Origin of the sequence: Acinetobacter sp. YH12137, assembly GCF_013418535.1 — a bacterium.
Classification (GTDB): Bacteria; Pseudomonadota; Gammaproteobacteria; order Pseudomonadales; family Moraxellaceae; genus Acinetobacter.
The window spans coordinates 1-14,606 of the sequence record NZ_VPBW01000009.1; the positions used below are offsets into that span (position 1 = coordinate 1).

General features: G+C 41.5%; 16 protein-coding genes and 1 pseudogene. 11 read left to right on the forward strand and 6 right to left on the reverse strand.

Annotated elements, in window-relative coordinates; translation table 11 throughout:
* Window positions 1-118, forward strand: a pseudogene (locus FTU72_RS06585) (IS30 family transposase); the annotation flags it as partial.
* 57 nt (window positions 119-175) lie between these two features.
* Here the strand turns inward: FTU72_RS06585 and FTU72_RS06590 are convergent.
* Both FTU72_RS06590 and FTU72_RS06595 read right to left on the reverse strand, forming a co-directional pair.
* A complete protein-coding gene (locus FTU72_RS06590) occupies window positions 176-1,375 on the reverse strand; it encodes an MFS transporter (protein WP_159122894.1) in 1,200 nt (399 codons plus the stop codon).
* Window positions 1,372-1,815 carry a MarR family winged helix-turn-helix transcriptional regulator gene (locus tag FTU72_RS06595; protein WP_179993230.1) on the reverse strand — a complete coding sequence of 148 codons (444 nt, stop codon included), beginning with the start codon at window positions 1,813-1,815 and terminating at the stop codon, window positions 1,372-1,374. The genes FTU72_RS06590 and FTU72_RS06595 overlap by 4 nt, the downstream gene beginning before the upstream one ends.
* Window positions 1,816-2,075: 260 nt before the next feature.
* Here FTU72_RS06595 and FTU72_RS06600 point away from each other — a divergent pair, with 260 nt between their 5' ends.
* From FTU72_RS06600 to FTU72_RS06610, 3 genes are read left to right on the forward strand one after another with little or no spacing between them, the layout of a single operon-like run.
* Window positions 2,076-3,521, forward strand: coding sequence for a cytochrome ubiquinol oxidase subunit I (locus tag FTU72_RS06600; protein WP_005235865.1), 1,446 nt, complete (start codon window positions 2,076-2,078; stop codon window positions 3,519-3,521).
* Complete coding sequence (gene cydB / locus FTU72_RS06605) at window positions 3,518-4,522, forward strand: cytochrome d ubiquinol oxidase subunit II (protein ID WP_034702762.1); 1,005 nt, start codon at window positions 3,518-3,520, stop codon at window positions 4,520-4,522. Before FTU72_RS06600 ends, cydB begins: the two co-directional genes overlap by 4 nt.
* Window positions 4,523-4,531: 9 nt before the next feature.
* Window positions 4,532-4,639, forward strand: coding sequence for a DUF2474 domain-containing protein (locus tag FTU72_RS06610; RefSeq protein ID WP_104426067.1), 108 nt, complete (start codon window positions 4,532-4,534; stop codon window positions 4,637-4,639).
* Window positions 4,640-4,717: 78 nt separating this feature from the next.
* On the opposite strand, the gene FTU72_RS06615 is transcribed toward FTU72_RS06610, so the two are convergent.
* On the reverse strand, window positions 4,718-5,335 hold the full coding sequence (locus FTU72_RS06615) for a thermonuclease family protein (RefSeq protein ID WP_180011023.1): 618 nt from the start codon (window positions 5,333-5,335) through the stop codon (window positions 4,718-4,720).
* A gap of 161 nt (window positions 5,336-5,496) precedes the next feature.
* Window positions 5,497-6,414 carry a LysR family transcriptional regulator gene (locus tag FTU72_RS06620; protein ID WP_180011020.1) on the reverse strand — a complete coding sequence of 306 codons (918 nt, stop codon included), beginning with the start codon at window positions 6,412-6,414 and terminating at the stop codon, window positions 5,497-5,499.
* Window positions 6,415-6,508: 94 nt separating this feature from the next.
* On the opposite strand from FTU72_RS06620, the gene FTU72_RS06625 reads away from it, so the two are divergent.
* From FTU72_RS06625 to FTU72_RS06655, 7 genes are all read left to right on the forward strand, one after another.
* Window positions 6,509-7,750, forward strand: a complete 1,242-nt coding sequence (locus FTU72_RS06625; RefSeq protein ID WP_180031947.1) for an acyl-CoA dehydrogenase family protein — start codon at window positions 6,509-6,511, stop codon at window positions 7,748-7,750.
* A 54-nt stretch (window positions 7,751-7,804) separates the two neighbouring features.
* Entirely contained in the window at window positions 7,805-8,926 is a 1,122-nt protein-coding gene (locus FTU72_RS06630) for a phosphotransferase family protein (RefSeq protein WP_125278629.1), read from the forward strand.
* Window positions 8,923-9,621 carry a histidine phosphatase family protein gene (locus FTU72_RS06635; protein ID WP_034702771.1) on the forward strand — a complete coding sequence of 233 codons (699 nt, stop codon included), beginning with the start codon at window positions 8,923-8,925 and terminating at the stop codon, window positions 9,619-9,621. The genes FTU72_RS06630 and FTU72_RS06635 overlap by 4 nt, the downstream gene beginning before the upstream one ends.
* 50 nt (window positions 9,622-9,671) lie before the next feature.
* Complete coding sequence (locus FTU72_RS06640) at window positions 9,672-10,415, forward strand: SDR family oxidoreductase (protein WP_179993228.1); 744 nt, start codon at window positions 9,672-9,674, stop codon at window positions 10,413-10,415.
* Between the two features lie 401 nt (window positions 10,416-10,816).
* Window positions 10,817-11,875, forward strand: a complete 1,059-nt coding sequence (locus FTU72_RS06645; RefSeq protein ID WP_179993227.1) for a fatty acid desaturase — start codon at window positions 10,817-10,819, stop codon at window positions 11,873-11,875.
* A 159-nt stretch (window positions 11,876-12,034) separates the two neighbouring features.
* A complete protein-coding gene (locus tag FTU72_RS06650) occupies window positions 12,035-12,745 on the forward strand; it encodes an SGNH/GDSL hydrolase family protein (protein WP_179993226.1) in 711 nt (236 codons plus the stop codon).
* Window positions 12,746-12,777: 32 nt separating this feature from the next.
* On the forward strand, window positions 12,778-13,362 hold the full coding sequence (locus FTU72_RS06655) for a uracil-DNA glycosylase family protein (protein WP_180011016.1): 585 nt from the start codon (window positions 12,778-12,780) through the stop codon (window positions 13,360-13,362).
* A 60-nt stretch (window positions 13,363-13,422) separates the two neighbouring features.
* On the opposite strand, the gene FTU72_RS06660 is transcribed toward FTU72_RS06655, so the two are convergent.
* On the reverse strand, window positions 13,423-13,914 hold the full coding sequence (locus tag FTU72_RS06660; RefSeq protein ID WP_180011014.1) for a pyridoxamine 5'-phosphate oxidase family protein: 492 nt from the start codon (window positions 13,912-13,914) through the stop codon (window positions 13,423-13,425).
* Window positions 13,915-14,086: 172 nt separating this feature from the next.
* A complete protein-coding gene (locus tag FTU72_RS06665) occupies window positions 14,087-14,524 on the reverse strand; it encodes a hypothetical protein (protein ID WP_125278624.1) in 438 nt (145 codons plus the stop codon).
* Between the last annotated feature and the right edge of the window lie 82 nt (window positions 14,525-14,606).

The following is a 14,606-nucleotide window of genomic DNA, read 5'->3' on the forward strand; positions in this document are numbered from 1 at the left end:
AAACGAACAAATAGAGCAGATAGAATTTGCACTCAACCATCGTCCTAGAAAAACACTAGGTTGGTATACACCGAGTGAAGTTATGGCTGGTTTTTATACTGTTGCACTTGCCGCTTGAATCCGCCATATAAAAAACGAGCTAAATGCCCGTTTAAAAATTTTTGAATCAGCTGGTTTATGCTTTGACTGAGGTCGATTTAACCTTGCGGCCATGCAGCAGGTAATACCAGATCAGACAACTAAAGGTAAGCACTGCGGAAAACAAATAAAGCTGACGATAACCCACCTGATCCAGCAGCATACCGAGGAAATAAGGTCCGAAACCAAGACCGGCATCTAGTGCAATAAAGAAAGTCGAGGTCGCCAGACCCATCCGTTGCAAGGTGGTACTTTTCACGGCAATAGTTTGACACACGGACTGGATATTTCCAAAACCAAAACCTAATAACGCGGCACTCGCCAGTAACATCACAGAGTTTTGTGCCTGACTCAGCATTAGAATACCTACTGCCATAATCACGATTGCAGGATAGATAATGATGTTTTCACCTTTACGATCCATTAATGGGCCAGTAAATGGACGCGACAGCAGAATGGCAAAAGCATACATCAGGAAGAAGAAAGAGGCTGCTTCGACCAGATTGATGTCTTTGGCATAGAAGTGGATAAAGGACAATACGCCTGAATAACAGGTAGCCACCAGCAGGACAATGATAGCAATCGGCAAGGCATTCGGCTCTACATACTGAGCGAGCTTACTGGCAGATTGTGGAACAGAGGAAGTCGATGTACCACTCGCTTTAAGGCGCGGCGGCTGGATAAACAGACCGCAAATCAGGCAGCTGAGCGCAACAATAGTAGTAAAGATAAAAATCACCTGATAATTAAAATTCGTCATCAGCCAGATCCCGACAAAAGGACCAATCGCTGTACCAAGCGTACTGCTCATACTGAAATAACCAATACCTTCACCACGTCGTGTTGCTGGAATGGTTTGCGCAATTACTGTGCCGAGTACGGTAGATGCCATACCCATCATAAAGCCGTGTATCAGACGAATACCCAATAACACTTCTAGTTTGGCCGGAATCATATAAAGTCCGGAAAATAGCAAAAAGCCAGTCAGGCCAATCACCAGGGTATTTTTTAGTCCTAGACGATTCAGCAATTTCCCAATAAATAAGCGTCCAATTAGTGTTCCGACAATAAACAGACCGGATACCAGACCGGCTTGTGCAGTCGATGCTCCCAGTTCAGCGACCGAGAAACCGACAATCACAATCACCAGCAGGTAAAACACCAGAACGAGCTGGAAATTAACCAGACTGACCAGGACGAAATTAGAGGTCCATAAGCGGGCTTGATCTTGGCTCATTGTGGTGTTTCCTGAGATGAAGGATGTAATTGCTGAATCAGCTGTACCAAAGTGTTTTTACTGCTTTGCAGATCATCTGCATCAATCTGTTGCAGTAAGTGATCTTCAAAAGCATCAATCTGTTTGGAACACAGGTTAAAGGTTTTAACCCCTTGCTTGCTGAGTTTAAATAATTTCTGACGTTTATCTTCGGTTTCGATCTGGCAGATTAAGTCGAGTTCACTTAAATGCTGGATACGTTTGGTTATGCTTGGTTTTGAAACATTTAAATAGCTTGAAATATCAACCAGCGTGCATTGCTGTTGGGATTGAATGGTATAGAGCACTTGCCATAAGGAATAATTAAGTTGGGAGGATAATAAAATCGTATTGATTTCATCACTCATGAGTCGTGCGCAACGCAGCAACAGTGAACGAAATCTGGAAGAGGATTGAAACATATAGTTAACCTGGCTAACTAAATTGTGCCTAATTTACGCCTCTTTATTCAATTAGACAAGAGGGAAATTTTGAAAATTTTTGCATGGTTAACGTCTTTTTGACTAAGTTATTACAAGTCTTTAACCTGATTAAAAAACAATCAACAAAAGACTACATACTTTTAAGAATGATTCAGCCTAAGCTACCTAAGCACTAGAAAAATCCATCACTTAATAACTGAAGGGCAGATATGCCAAATAACACTGCATAGGTGAAGTTTATGACTCTGGGTTTAACTGCATTAGAGTTAGCACGAATACAGTTCGCCTTTACTGTATCTTTTCATATTATCTTTCCTGCAATTTCAATCGGATTAGCAAGTTTTTTGGCTATTCTGGAATGGCGCTGGTTAAAGACTAAAAATCCGATTTTTCAGGATCTGTTCAAGTTTTGGGTCAAAATTTTCGCCGTCGCATTTGGTATGGGCGTCGTATCCGGTGTGGTAATGAGCTATCAGTTCGGAACCAACTGGAGTGAGTTTTCCCGGGTCGCTGGAAGTGTGACGGGGCCCTTGCTGGCTTATGAAGTTTTAACTGCGTTCTTTTTAGAAGCCGGATTCCTGGGCATCATGCTCTTTGGCTGGGATCGGGTTGGCCCACGAGCACACTTTTTCTCCACTTTAATGGTCGCAGTCGGCACCTGTATTTCCATGTTCTGGATTTTATCTTCCAATAGCTGGATGCAGACCCCTCAAGGTTTTGCGATTGAAAATGGCCTGATCGTCCCGCAAGACTGGGTAGCGATCGTATTTAACCCGTCTTTTCCTTATCGTTTGGCTCATATGGCAATGGCCGCCTTTCTGGTCTCCGCCTTACTTGTAGCCTCAACAGCGGCATGGCATCTGATCAAGGGCCGTCGCGATCCTTTAGTCAAAACTTCATTTTCCATGGCCATGTGGCTGATTCTGGCACTTGCACCTTTACAGATTTTTGTGGGGGATATGCATGGTCTGAATACGCTTGAACATCAGCCAGCCAAACTGGCCGCGATGGAAGGCCATTGGGAAACCAATCATGATGAAGGAATGCCTTTATACCTGTTTGGGATTCCAGACATGCAAGCGGAAGAAACCAAATATGCTATTGGCATTCCTAAATTGGGTAGCCTGATTCTGACGCATTCTATGGATGGAAAAGTCACGGGACTTAAAGATTTTGCGCCTGAAGATCGACCCAATTCACTGGTCGTGTTCTGGAGTTTCCGGATTATGGTCGGGATGGGTATGTTGATGCTCTTGCTTGCATTATGGGGGCTATGGTCACGCACCCGAGGACGTTTTTATGAGTCACGTGGACTGCATCGTTTTGCACTCATCATGGGTCCATCCGGATTTCTTGCCATGCTGGCAGGATGGTTTACCACAGAAGTCGGCCGTCAGCCTTGGGTTGTCTACGGCATTATGCGGACCAAAGATGCATTATCACCAGTGTCCGCTGAACAGGTCGGTTTGACTCTGATTATCTTTGTGGTGGTGTACTGCGTCGTTTTTGGCGTGGGAATTTTCTACATGTTGCGCCTTATGCATAGAGGTCCAGAATTTATTCATTCCAGACCACACCATGAATCGGATAGCGATGTGGTTCAGGCTTCCCGTCGACCATTGAGCAGTATTCGCGAACGTATTGAAGAGGTTCCTGAACATCCGGATCAGGAGGATAAAAAATGATTGATTTATCATTAATTTGGATTGCGATTATTGGCCTAGGTGTACTGGTCTATACCATTCTCGATGGTTTCGATCTGGGCATTGGCATCCTATTTCCATTCTTCCCGCATCAGGATGAACGCGATGTCATGATGAATACGGTCGCTCCGGTCTGGGATGGTAATGAAACCTGGATGGTTCTAGGGGGCGCCGGATTATTTGCTGCCTTTCCATTGGCTTATTCGACGGTACTCTCAGCGCTATATATGCCCATTATCCTGATGGTGATCGCCTTGATTTTTCGTGGTGTCGCTTTTGAGTTCCGTTTTAAGGCGAATAAAAGCAAACACTGGTGGGATAAAGCCTTTATTGGGGGATCGATCGTTACCAGTTTCTTGCAAGGGATGATCCTGGGTGCATATATTCAGGGAATTGAAACACGAAATGGTGTCTATGTGGGCGGTGGTCTGGACTGGCTTAGCCCCTTCAGTATCTTTACCGGAGTCAGTGTCGTGGTGCTATATGCAGCATTAGGCTGTGGATGGCTCATTTATAAAACCGGTGATGATTTACAGGATCGTATGTTTAAACTGATGCCGAAGCTGATTATAGCCTTACTGATTATTTTAGGCGCTGTTAGTGTTTATACGCCGTTGACCCATCCGCAAATTGCGGAGCGTTGGTTCAGCCAGCCACAATTTACCTACTTTATGCCCGTACCGATCTTGGTCATATTGTTTACCTGGCTGGCCTTACGCGCCTGTAAAAGACGCAGTGAACTAGGTCCATTTTCCTATATGCTGGTGCTGGTATTCCTGGCATATACCGGTTTTCTGATTAGTCTGTGGCCATATATTATTCCGCCATCAGTCACGATCTGGCAGGCAGCGGCACATGAAAATAGTCAGTTATTTGCCTTGATTGGTGCCTTGATTCTGATTCCGATTATCGTGATTTATACCTGTATGTCCTATTGGGTATTCCGACACAAGGTACGTGTTGGAGATGATGGTTATCATTAAGGAGCAGTTATGACACGCAAACAGATAGTATGGTTTGTCGGCTTATGGCTTGCAGGTTTTTTGACACTAGCACTTATTGCAGGGGCATTCCGCTTTCTGGTGCATTTGGCCTATTAGGTATATTAAATGAACAAAGAAAAGGGATTTGTTAGTACAAATCCCTTTTTATAGGCTAAATTTTTGATTTTTAAAATATCAAGATGAGGCTTTGATCTGTTTACGATAAACACTTGGACGGACAGGGCGGCTGTTTTTCCATAACCCTTTTTTCTGCTTTTTAGCTTTATTCTGTAGTTCCATCATATAGCGTAAATGGTTTTTATCCCGGATATATTCCTCATAAACCCATGCCGCACCACGTTTCACAATCTCTTCATTGATATTCTTGCGATAATGATAGACCACACCGACACAGCGACCATAACGGTCAATATCCGTAATTTGTACCCGAATCATTTTATTTTTAACCATACTTTGAACTAGGCGTAGTGATTCCTTACCATAGGCCTGTGAAGATTCAGGTGCATCGACATAGGCAAAACGTAATTTGGTCTCAGAGCGACGGATATTAAAACGGTAGCAGGTGAGGGTGTCACCATCACTGACCGCACTTACCCGGCACCAATATTTCTTACCTTTCTTAAAGGGGCGAAATAGGTCCTTTAAATACACCGTAATTTTATGCAGCAAATAATAAGAAAAACACAGAAGTGCGAAGCCCAGCACAATTTGCCAGGTGGTGGAGAGATGTAACAAGGGCAAGATCCAAATCAGCAAAAACAGCCGCATAAACACAGCTAAAAGTTGAGCCATTTTAGATCAAAGCCACTCCGCATAGGGCTTAAAAAGCCATCAATCAGTGTTTAGTTTTGTACCGATAAAATAGCCTAAGCACTATCAAATTAGGCCAATCTCAATCCTAAAACCTGATAATAAAAATAGCCTAAGCAAGTTTAAATTATCTCATAAATAGCCTAAGCAAAAATTTTATAAATTTCATTTCTCAAAAATTGATGTCTTTTATTCTCCTGCAAATCTCTATGCCAATACATCCCCATATTAATTTTCGGAAGTTGTACAGGAACGTCAAAAATATTCAGACAGTTTGCTAACTGTAGATGAGTCAAAACATTTTTAGGAATTGTCAGCATGGCAGTCTTTTGCTGTTCCAGAATTTGCAGGGCTGTGGAATAGTGCTGACAACGTAAAAAAATCTGTCGGGAATAATGTTTTCGACTTAAATATATATCTTCAACTAAAACTCCCGTACGGCGTGAGGAAACGCCAATATGAGGTGAGGCCAGATAAATCTGTTCATTCATTTCTGTTCGTTGTGTACAGACCACGAATTCATCCTGTACCAGTCGTTCAAACTGAATTTTTTCACTAATACTTTGCTCCAGATCAATAACAAAATCGACCTGTTGAGAGGCGAGATCTGCAGCAATATTTTTACGGTCGAGTTTCATGCTACTCAGTTGAAGATCCAGGTTAATTTTTTGGAAATGTTGAACCAGTTTAGGAAAGATCATGGGTTCAATTTCGTCATGTACAGCAATTTTTAAGCTATGAATCGATTCCGGTCTGAATTGCTGATGCTGCATCGAAATATTCTGAATCGTAAAAAGTGCATTTTTAATTTCAGGATAGATCTGATCCGCAAACGGCGTAGGTTGCATCTTGCTACCAGTTCGCACAAATAAATCATCTTGTAAATGCTGTCTTAAACGTTGTAAAGCATGACTGGCCGCTGACTGGCTTATCGATAGAATTTGCGCAGCTTTAGAAATACTGTTTTGTTCGTAAATGGCAATAAAAAGTGGATAAAGATTAATATCAATACGATGAAAATTTCGTAGATCCATCACGGTTTTTGAATGAATACTATGCATACTACTATATGGAATTAAATCATTTTATTCATAATAAGTTTTGGGTTAAGGTGTTGTAAAGCGTATGAATTAGAATATTCAGAGGGATAAAGCAATGTTTGAGCTGTCAGCACGTGCACAGGATTATTTAAATAGAACAAAAAAGTTTATTACTGATGAAATTGAACCTGTCGAGGCTGATTTCTGGCATCAGGTGCATGAACTGAATCAAGGCGGTGACTGGACCAAATGGCAATGGCCGGCAGAACTTGAAACATTGAAAGATAAAGCCAAAGCGGCAGGTCTCTGGAATATGTTTTTGCCTTGTCCAGAATTAGGTCAGGGATTATCCGTTCAGGAATATGCGCATATCGCTGAACTTTCTGGACGAAGCCTAATTGCACCTACTGTCTTTAACTGTAATGCACCAGATAGCGGCAATATGGAAGTACTGTGGCGCTATGGTTCTGAAGAACAAAAACAGCAATGGTTAATGCCACTTCTGGAAGGGAAAATCAGTTCAGTGTTCTGTATGACTGAACCTGCAGTGGCTTCTAGTGATGCTACCAATATGCAGGCGACGGCGGTAGTTGAAGGTGATGAAATTGTTTTGAATGGTCGTAAATGGTGGTCTTCAGGTTTGGGTGATCCAAATGCCAAAATCATCATCTTTATGGCACATACACCGGATGAATCCAAAGACCGTCATCATCAGCATTCCATGGTTTTAGTTCCAGTCGATACTGCAGGCGTAAAAATCGAACGGATGCTTCCAGTCTTTGGTGACTATGATGCACCACATGGCCACGGCGAAGTCAGCTTTGATAATGTTCGTGTTCCAGTTTCGAATTTTATTGGCGGTGCAGGTCAAGGCTTTGAAATTGCCCAAGGTCGTTTAGGGCCAGGCCGTATTCACCATTGTATGCGTTGCATCGGTGCTGCTGAAAAATCATTAGAGTTGATGATTGACCGAGGTATGAGCCGTACCGCATTTGGTAAAGAGATTTTAAAACTGGGTGGTAACCTGGAACGTGTCGCAGAAGCTCGCGTTGCCATTGATCAGGCTCGATTATTAACCTTGTATGCTGCCTATAAAATGGATACTTTAGGGAATATGGCAGCACTGACTGAAATTTCTGCAATTAAAGTGGTCGCGCCAAGTGTGCTGGAAAAAGTCGTGGATATGGCAATTCAGATCCACGGCGGTGCGGGTGTTTCTCGTGACACACCGCTGACCGGATTCTTTGCCCAAGCCCGTGCCTTACGTCTGGCTGATGGCCCGGATGAAGTGCATAAAGGCATGATTGCCAAACTGGAACTGGCAAAACGCGGTTATAGCACACGTCGTAAAAAATAAGCTGGCTTTATATACAGAACATTGAAACGTATTAGAAGATTTTAAGGAAAAATTATGGCGGTCATTGATGTAGGTGGATCAGTTCGTGAAGGTGAGGAACTGGATGTACAGGCCATCACAGATTGGTTAAATCAACAAGGAGTAAATGTAGAAGGTCCTTTAGAGCTTACTCAATATTCCGGTGGAGCTTCAAACTGGACTTATCGTTTGCAATATGCCAATGCCGATTTGATTCTACGTCGTCCGCCTCAAGGGACTAAAGCTAAATCTGCGCATGACATGGCACGTGAATATCATGTACAAAAAGCTTTGGCTGAACACTATCCAGTCGTACCTGAAATGGTGGCACTTTGTCAGGATGAATCAGTCATTGGCTGTGATTTTTATGTGATGAAACGCATTGAAGGTATTATTCCGCGTGCCAAGCTGCCGCCTGAATTACAACTGACTGAACCAGATATCCAGACTCTATGTATTAATGTGATTGATAAGCTGATCGAACTACACCAAGTTCCTTACACTGGTACAGAACTGGAAAAGTTAGGCAAAGGTGAAGGCTATTGCCGTCGTCAGGTCGAAGGCTGGGATGCACGTTACGAAAAAGCCAAAACATTAAATGTTCCATCTTTTAAATACGTGCGTAACTGGCTGAAAGATAATATTCCATCTGATTCCAAAACCTGTGTCATTCACAATGACTGGCGTTTTGATAATGTCATTTTGGATCCAGAAAATCCAACTGAAGTTATTGGGGTGCTGGACTGGGAAATGGCCACCCTGGGTGATCCGCTGATGGACTTGGGTTCTGCCTTGGCTTATTGGGTAGAAGATACGGACAATGCCATTTTTAAAGCAACACGTCGTCAGCCCACCAATTTAAAAGGTATGTTTACCCGTAAAGAAGTGGTGGATTACTATCTGGAGAAAACCGGTCTGCAACCGGAAAACTGGACATTCTATGAAGTGTTTGGGATTTTCCGTCTCTCGGTAATTGCTCAGCAGATCTATTATCGTTATTACCACAAACAAACCAACAATCCAGCCTTTAAGGATTTTTGGGTAGTCATTCATGCCTTGCATATTCGTGCCTTAAAACTGATTGGTCTACAAAAGCTTGAAGCCAATGACATTGCACAAAAATATATCCTGAAATTTAAAGAGTTAATGCCAAAATGACCACCATTTACTTGATCCGGCATGGACAGGCATCTTTCGGGGCAGCCAGTTATGATCAGCTTTCGCCAAATGGGGAACTACAGGCAAAATTGCTCGGTCGTTATTTTGATGAAATTCTGAAAGAAGCACCGTATGTAGTGGCTGGTTCTATGCAACGTCATCAACAGACGGCACAGTTATCTTTAGATGAATGTTTTCCTGAAAGCGAGATTTTGACCGATAGTGCCTGGAATGAGTTTAATCATCAGCAGGTCTTTGCCCGTTATGAACCGCGTTTTAATCAGCCTGAACTGCTGAAGCAGGATGTCTCAGAACATGCCAATCCACGGGATTATCTGAGCAAGATCTTTAGTGGAGCGATTGCTCGCTGGACCTGTGATGATTATCACCATGAATATGATGAATCCTGGCCAAATTTTAAAAGCCGCGTAGAAACCGGTTTGCAGAACTTATGTGATCAGCTTGCGCAAACTAAACCGCGCTATGCAATCGTGTATACCTCGGGTGGCGTCATCTCTGTGGCGGTAGGCAAAATCCTGGGTCTGAGTCCGGAGAAAACTTTCGCTTTAAACTGGGCAATTACCAATACCAGCATTACTACATTGCGTCTGGTCGGAAATGAACCCCAGCTACTCAGTTTGAATGAACATCATTTTATTAAAGCACAGCGTCCAGACCTGCTAACCTGGATTTAAAAATTATTGAAGATAAAACACCTTATAAAATAAAGGGATAGGGTAAAAATATGGCTAAAACGATTTTAATTACTGGTGCAAGTTCAGGGATTGGTGCCGGTATGGCACGTGAATTTGCAAAAAAAGGGTATAACCTGGCGATTTGTGCACGTCGTCTGGAACGTCTGGAAACTTTGAAGCAGGAACTCGAGAGCCAATATGATATTAAAGTCATTGCCAAAACACTGGATGTGACCAATTATGATCAGGTTTTTGAAGTTTTCCGTGCCTTTAAAGAAGACTTTGGCACCATTGACCGGATTATTGTCAATGCTGGTGTAGGTGAAGGCCGCCGGATTGGTAAAGGTAATTTTGCGATCAATAAAGCTACTGTTGAAACCAACTTTATTTCTGCATTGGCACAATGTGAAGCTGCAGTGGAAATTTTCCGCGCACAAAACTCCGGTCATCTGGTGATGATTTCATCGATGAGCGCAATGCGTGGTATGCCAAAACACTTGACTGCTTATGGCGCAAGTAAGGCTGGGGTTGCACATCTGGCTGAAGGCATTCGTGCTGAGCTAATTGATACACCAATTAAAGTCACGACCATTTTCCCAGGCTATATTCGTACTGAAATTAATGAAGGCGCGAAAAAATTACCATTTGAAGTGGATGAGAAAACGGGTTCACGTTTATTGGCAGAAGAAATTGAGAAAGCGCCAGTCAAAGCCTATGTACCGAAATGGCCTTGGTTGCCACTTGGTTTAGCAATGAAAATATTACCGCTAAAATTAGTCAATAAATTAGGTTAAAACTTCAATTAAAAAAAGCTCCATTAGGGGCTTTTTTACTTTCTAGAATTAAAAAAATTAGATGAGATAAGTTTATTAATGGCTTTAAAGGTAAAAGATATGATGAATAAGGTTAGTTGAACTTCTCTAAATAGCTAAGACTTTGATGATGAATAAATTTTATTTCTATATAAAAATAAATATTCTATCAAAATAGAAATAATTAAATTTTTAAGAAGAGAATTTTTAGACGACAAGTTTTATAGAAAATACTCCTTATTTTTCTGCTTTATTCTTGATCTTGAAAAAATTACTAAAACTGCCCAAAACTTGGACATACTCGCTGCGAAAGTGGAAAGATAACTTCTCTTTTTTATAAATTCCTTTAATGTACAACTGTTCAGAAATCAAAGGTTGTCCATATGTCTACATCTTCGGATATGACTGACCAACAGCGAATCTCTAAGGTCAGAAATATCGTTACACAGGCCGGGGAAGAAATACGTACCCGTTATCCTATACTTAAACATCAGAATTTCATTGGTGCGAGTATTTTAGGTTTTGCCTGGACGGGGATGATCGCATGCGCATTGGCATATGGATATGGTTATCTTTCTGCGTGGTTCACCATTCCCCTAATTGCAATTTTTGCTTCACTGACACATGAATTAGAACATGACCTGATTCATTATATGTATTTCAAAAAAACACCTTGGGCACATCATTTAATGTTGGCTTTAGTGTGGCTGGCTCGTCCAAATACAATTAGCCCATGGGCTCGCCGACGCATGCATTTGCATCATCATAAATATTCAGGCACTGAATATGATCTTGAAGAACGTGGCATCAGTAATGGTATGCCATGGGGGGTTCGCCGCATTCTAGTGATCAGTGACCAGTTGATGTCAGTGTATTTGCGTCCTTTTCAGATGTTTAAAATGATTCATCTTTTTATGGAAAAACAGCCTGAAAAAGAACGTAAAGTTGCCATGATTTCTCAGCTATTAGGCTTCTTGCCATTAAGCTTGATTTATTATGGTCTGTGCTATTTATTTGTAGTCTTTCATGTAGGTAATGCCGTTGCACCAATCTTTGGTTATGAAATGCTTTGGTCGGAAAGTATCATCGAAGCTATGCCGCTCGTGAATTTCTTGGCAGTAATTTGGATCATTCCGAATTTTATCCGTTCTTTTAGCCTGCAATTCGTTAGCTCCAATATGCATTATTATGGTGATATTGATCCACGCGATGTCATCAAGCAGACTCAGGTACTGAATCCATGGTGGATGGTGCCATTCCAGTTATTTTGCTGTAATTTCGGTTCAACTCATGCGATCCATCATTTTGTGGTCAAAGAACCCTTTTATATACGTCAGTTGACCTCTAAAACGGCGCATAAAGTCATGAAAGAAGTGGGTGTACGCTTTAATGATATTGGGACGTTCAAGCGCATGAACCGCTGGAATGATCATAAAGTTTGATATATCAGCCACATTAAAAAAATCCCGTTAAACGCCGGGATTTTTTTATTTTGCTAGTTAAAGTTACGTGAATATTCATTAAAAATGACTGCTGAGGTATTACTCGTAATCCATAAATTGCAGTAAAATTAATCATATCTTTATATAAATTAGTCCATTATGTTGCTCAAAGCTGCCACTATCGCCTTAATTCCCACGCTCGTAATTCAGGGTAACCGTGTCAAAAAAAATACGATAAAACTTCCAGAACCAGAGGGTGCACGTGAAGGTCAAACAGGAACAGGCAAAAAACTTTCATTACTGATTGTGGGTGATTCAGCAGCAGCAGGGGTCGGGGTAGATCATCAGAATGATGCCTTACTTGGCGCGATTCTGAATGAGCTAAAAAATGACTTTGAAATTGAATGGAAGTTACAGGCAAAAACGGGCGATACCACCTCAAAGGTCATTCGTACTTTAGACCAGATTGAAGCTAAATCCTATGATGTGGTCGTGACTTCAGTCGGCGTGAATGATGTGACTAAGCTCATGCCTGCCGATGTCTGGATCAAGAAGCAGGAACAGTTTTATGGCAAAATCCAGCAAAAGTTTAATCCAAAACTGGTCATTGCAGCCGGTGTCCCTCCAATGAACATGTTCCCAGCTTTACCGAATCCTTTGGCCTGGTTATTTGGTCAATATGCCAAACACATGAACCAACAACTGGAAAAATTTGTGAACAAGCAGATCAACATGCAATGGATTGAATACGATATTGAAAAATATCGGGCCATGAATTTACAAATGGCCAAAGATGGTTTTCATCCAAGTAAGGAAGTTTATACACTTTGGGGACAAGAAGTCGCTAGCAAGATCCGTCAGGCATTCTAAAATAACTGAAATACCTGAATCTGGAACAGTTTATGTCGGATATTGAAACCCATCCATTACCGCCATTTTTACCGCCCAATGCCAAATTATTGATGTTGGGCAGTTTTCCGCCACCCGCAACGCGCTGGAAAATGAATTTTTATTATCCGAATTACCAAAATGATATGTGGCGGATATTTGGATTAATTTTCTTTAAAAATAAAGATTACTTTTTGGACTTACCTAATAAAAAATTTCAGGAACATCTAATCCGTGAGTTTCTAACTGAAACGGGGATTGCGATTTTTGACAGTGCTTATCAGATCCGACGCCTGAAGGGAAATGCTTCCGATAAATTTCTGGAAATTGTAGTGCCAACGAATTTGCAAAATCTATTAGGGAAAATGCCGGACTGCAACCACATCATGACTACAGGCGACAAGGCCACAGATACTTTGATGCTCTCTATGCCTGAAGGTACGTTGAAACCCGGTATAGGTGAGCCAACACAGGCACATTTTCTTGGCCGTGACCTGTATCTATACCGGATGCCATCTTCATCCCGGGCTTATCCTTTGGCTCTGGATAAGAAAGCAGATAGTTACCGGATGATGTTCGAGCATGTCGGTCTAATTTGAGTTATGAAAAAATATAAATATTAAGTATATTTATGAAATAAGCTTACTTTTAGAAAGTATTTAAATATTTTCTACCTGCATATTGGGATATTCGACCCAGCGATAATCCTTAACTTTAATATCCCGAACATGATGAAAGCTGGACCAGATCAGTTTGCTACCTTTACTCCATTTTAATGTAGAGATACGAGATTCAACTTTCTCAATCTCTTCCGCTGTTGCAGGACGTAAAGAGCCAATCTCTGCATATAAACGTACACCGGGATAATGCTTAAATTTTCCCTTGAACATGGAACTTAACCAGAACAGTTTGCTGCTATTCACAGCCTGAATGCAGGCAAGTGGCTGATGCTGTAAATTTTCAGAGAAGGTGGTGGAGTAGGTATCAAAAAAGAAACCTGTACTAGACTGCTGATCCAGAAAGACAGTTCCGATCGGAGTAATACTAGGAAAGCCTTGGGGATTGACGGTTGCGATCGAACAATGCATTGCTGCACGCTGCGCATCTGCAACAACTTGACGGATATTTTGCCATTCAGAAGGGGAAATCACGATGTTTTCTCTTTATTATTTTAATCAAGCTTAATCTGTATGTCTAAAATAGGCATTGCCATAAAAATATTCAGGCAAGGGCAATTTAACCAATTAAATATATTAGGTAAATTCCCTGTAAACGAAAAAGAGCCGATATGGCTCTTTCAAATTTTAGAAATGGAAAAATGAATTAACCATCATATTCCACATAATCCCACAGGTTTAAGCGCGCTTTAATTTCTTTGCGGATATTCGGCAACATCGGGAGTAATGTCCCGTCAATCCATAAACTTAAAGCTTGTGCAGAAATCAGTTGCTGTTGTTCATCGACCAGTTGCGCGCCTTTAACCATCACCAGTGTTTCTTCAGAAGCTTCGGTTTCAACACCTTTGAATAGCACCTGTAATTCATAACCGGTATCCTGAATCAGCCATTCCAGTTCGACCTGGATATTCTGATTAGATTTAAGTACGACCTGACCTTCGACCAAGTCCGAATCAGACAGGCAGTCATGTTCAACCCGTATTTTGGCTAAAAACCATTCTTGTTGAGACAGATCCTGCAAGGTCTTAACAGGGGTGAGAATATCACTGAGTTTAAACTGACGACTTAAATCAAAAAATTGCATGGGAGTGGAAAGCGAAAATTCGCAAAATACTGGAAAAGTGTAATTTTAGAGCAATCAACGGAATAGGTAAAACCTTTGTAGG

What these genes read in the sequence shown, in the direction of transcription:
- FTU72_RS06650 (WP_179993226.1), top strand. Translation starts at nt 12,035, where the DNA reads ATGTTGCTCAAAGCTGCCACTATCGCCTTAATTCCCACGCTCGTAATT.
- FTU72_RS06645 (WP_179993227.1), top strand. Translation starts at nt 10,817, where the DNA reads ATGTCTACATCTTCGGATATGACTGACCAACAGCGAATCTCTAAGGTC.
- FTU72_RS06630 (WP_125278629.1), top strand. Translation starts at nt 7,805, where the DNA reads ATGGCGGTCATTGATGTAGGTGGATCAGTTCGTGAAGGTGAGGAACTG.
- FTU72_RS06600 (WP_005235865.1), top strand. Translation starts at nt 2,076, where the DNA reads ATGACTCTGGGTTTAACTGCATTAGAGTTAGCACGAATACAGTTCGCC.
- FTU72_RS06595 (WP_179993230.1), bottom strand. Translation starts at nt 1,815, where the DNA reads ATGTTTCAATCCTCTTCCAGATTTCGTTCACTGTTGCTGCGTTGCGCA.
- FTU72_RS06610 (WP_104426067.1), top strand. Translation starts at nt 4,532, where the DNA reads ATGACACGCAAACAGATAGTATGGTTTGTCGGCTTATGGCTTGCAGGT.
- FTU72_RS06590 (WP_159122894.1), bottom strand. Translation starts at nt 1,375, where the DNA reads ATGAGCCAAGATCAAGCCCGCTTATGGACCTCTAATTTCGTCCTGGTC.
- FTU72_RS06640 (WP_179993228.1), top strand. Translation starts at nt 9,672, where the DNA reads ATGGCTAAAACGATTTTAATTACTGGTGCAAGTTCAGGGATTGGTGCC.
- FTU72_RS06620 (WP_180011020.1), bottom strand. Translation starts at nt 6,414, where the DNA reads ATGCATAGTATTCATTCAAAAACCGTGATGGATCTACGAAATTTTCAT.
- FTU72_RS06625 (WP_180031947.1), top strand. Translation starts at nt 6,509, where the DNA reads ATGTTTGAGCTGTCAGCACGTGCACAGGATTATTTAAATAGAACAAAA.
- FTU72_RS06635 (WP_034702771.1), top strand. Translation starts at nt 8,923, where the DNA reads ATGACCACCATTTACTTGATCCGGCATGGACAGGCATCTTTCGGGGCA.
- FTU72_RS06615 (WP_180011023.1), bottom strand. Translation starts at nt 5,335, where the DNA reads ATGGCTCAACTTTTAGCTGTGTTTATGCGGCTGTTTTTGCTGATTTGG.
- FTU72_RS06655 (WP_180011016.1), top strand. Translation starts at nt 12,778, where the DNA reads ATGTCGGATATTGAAACCCATCCATTACCGCCATTTTTACCGCCCAAT.
- FTU72_RS06665 (WP_125278624.1), bottom strand. Translation starts at nt 14,524, where the DNA reads ATGCAATTTTTTGATTTAAGTCGTCAGTTTAAACTCAGTGATATTCTC.
- cydB (WP_034702762.1), top strand. Translation starts at nt 3,518, where the DNA reads ATGATTGATTTATCATTAATTTGGATTGCGATTATTGGCCTAGGTGTA.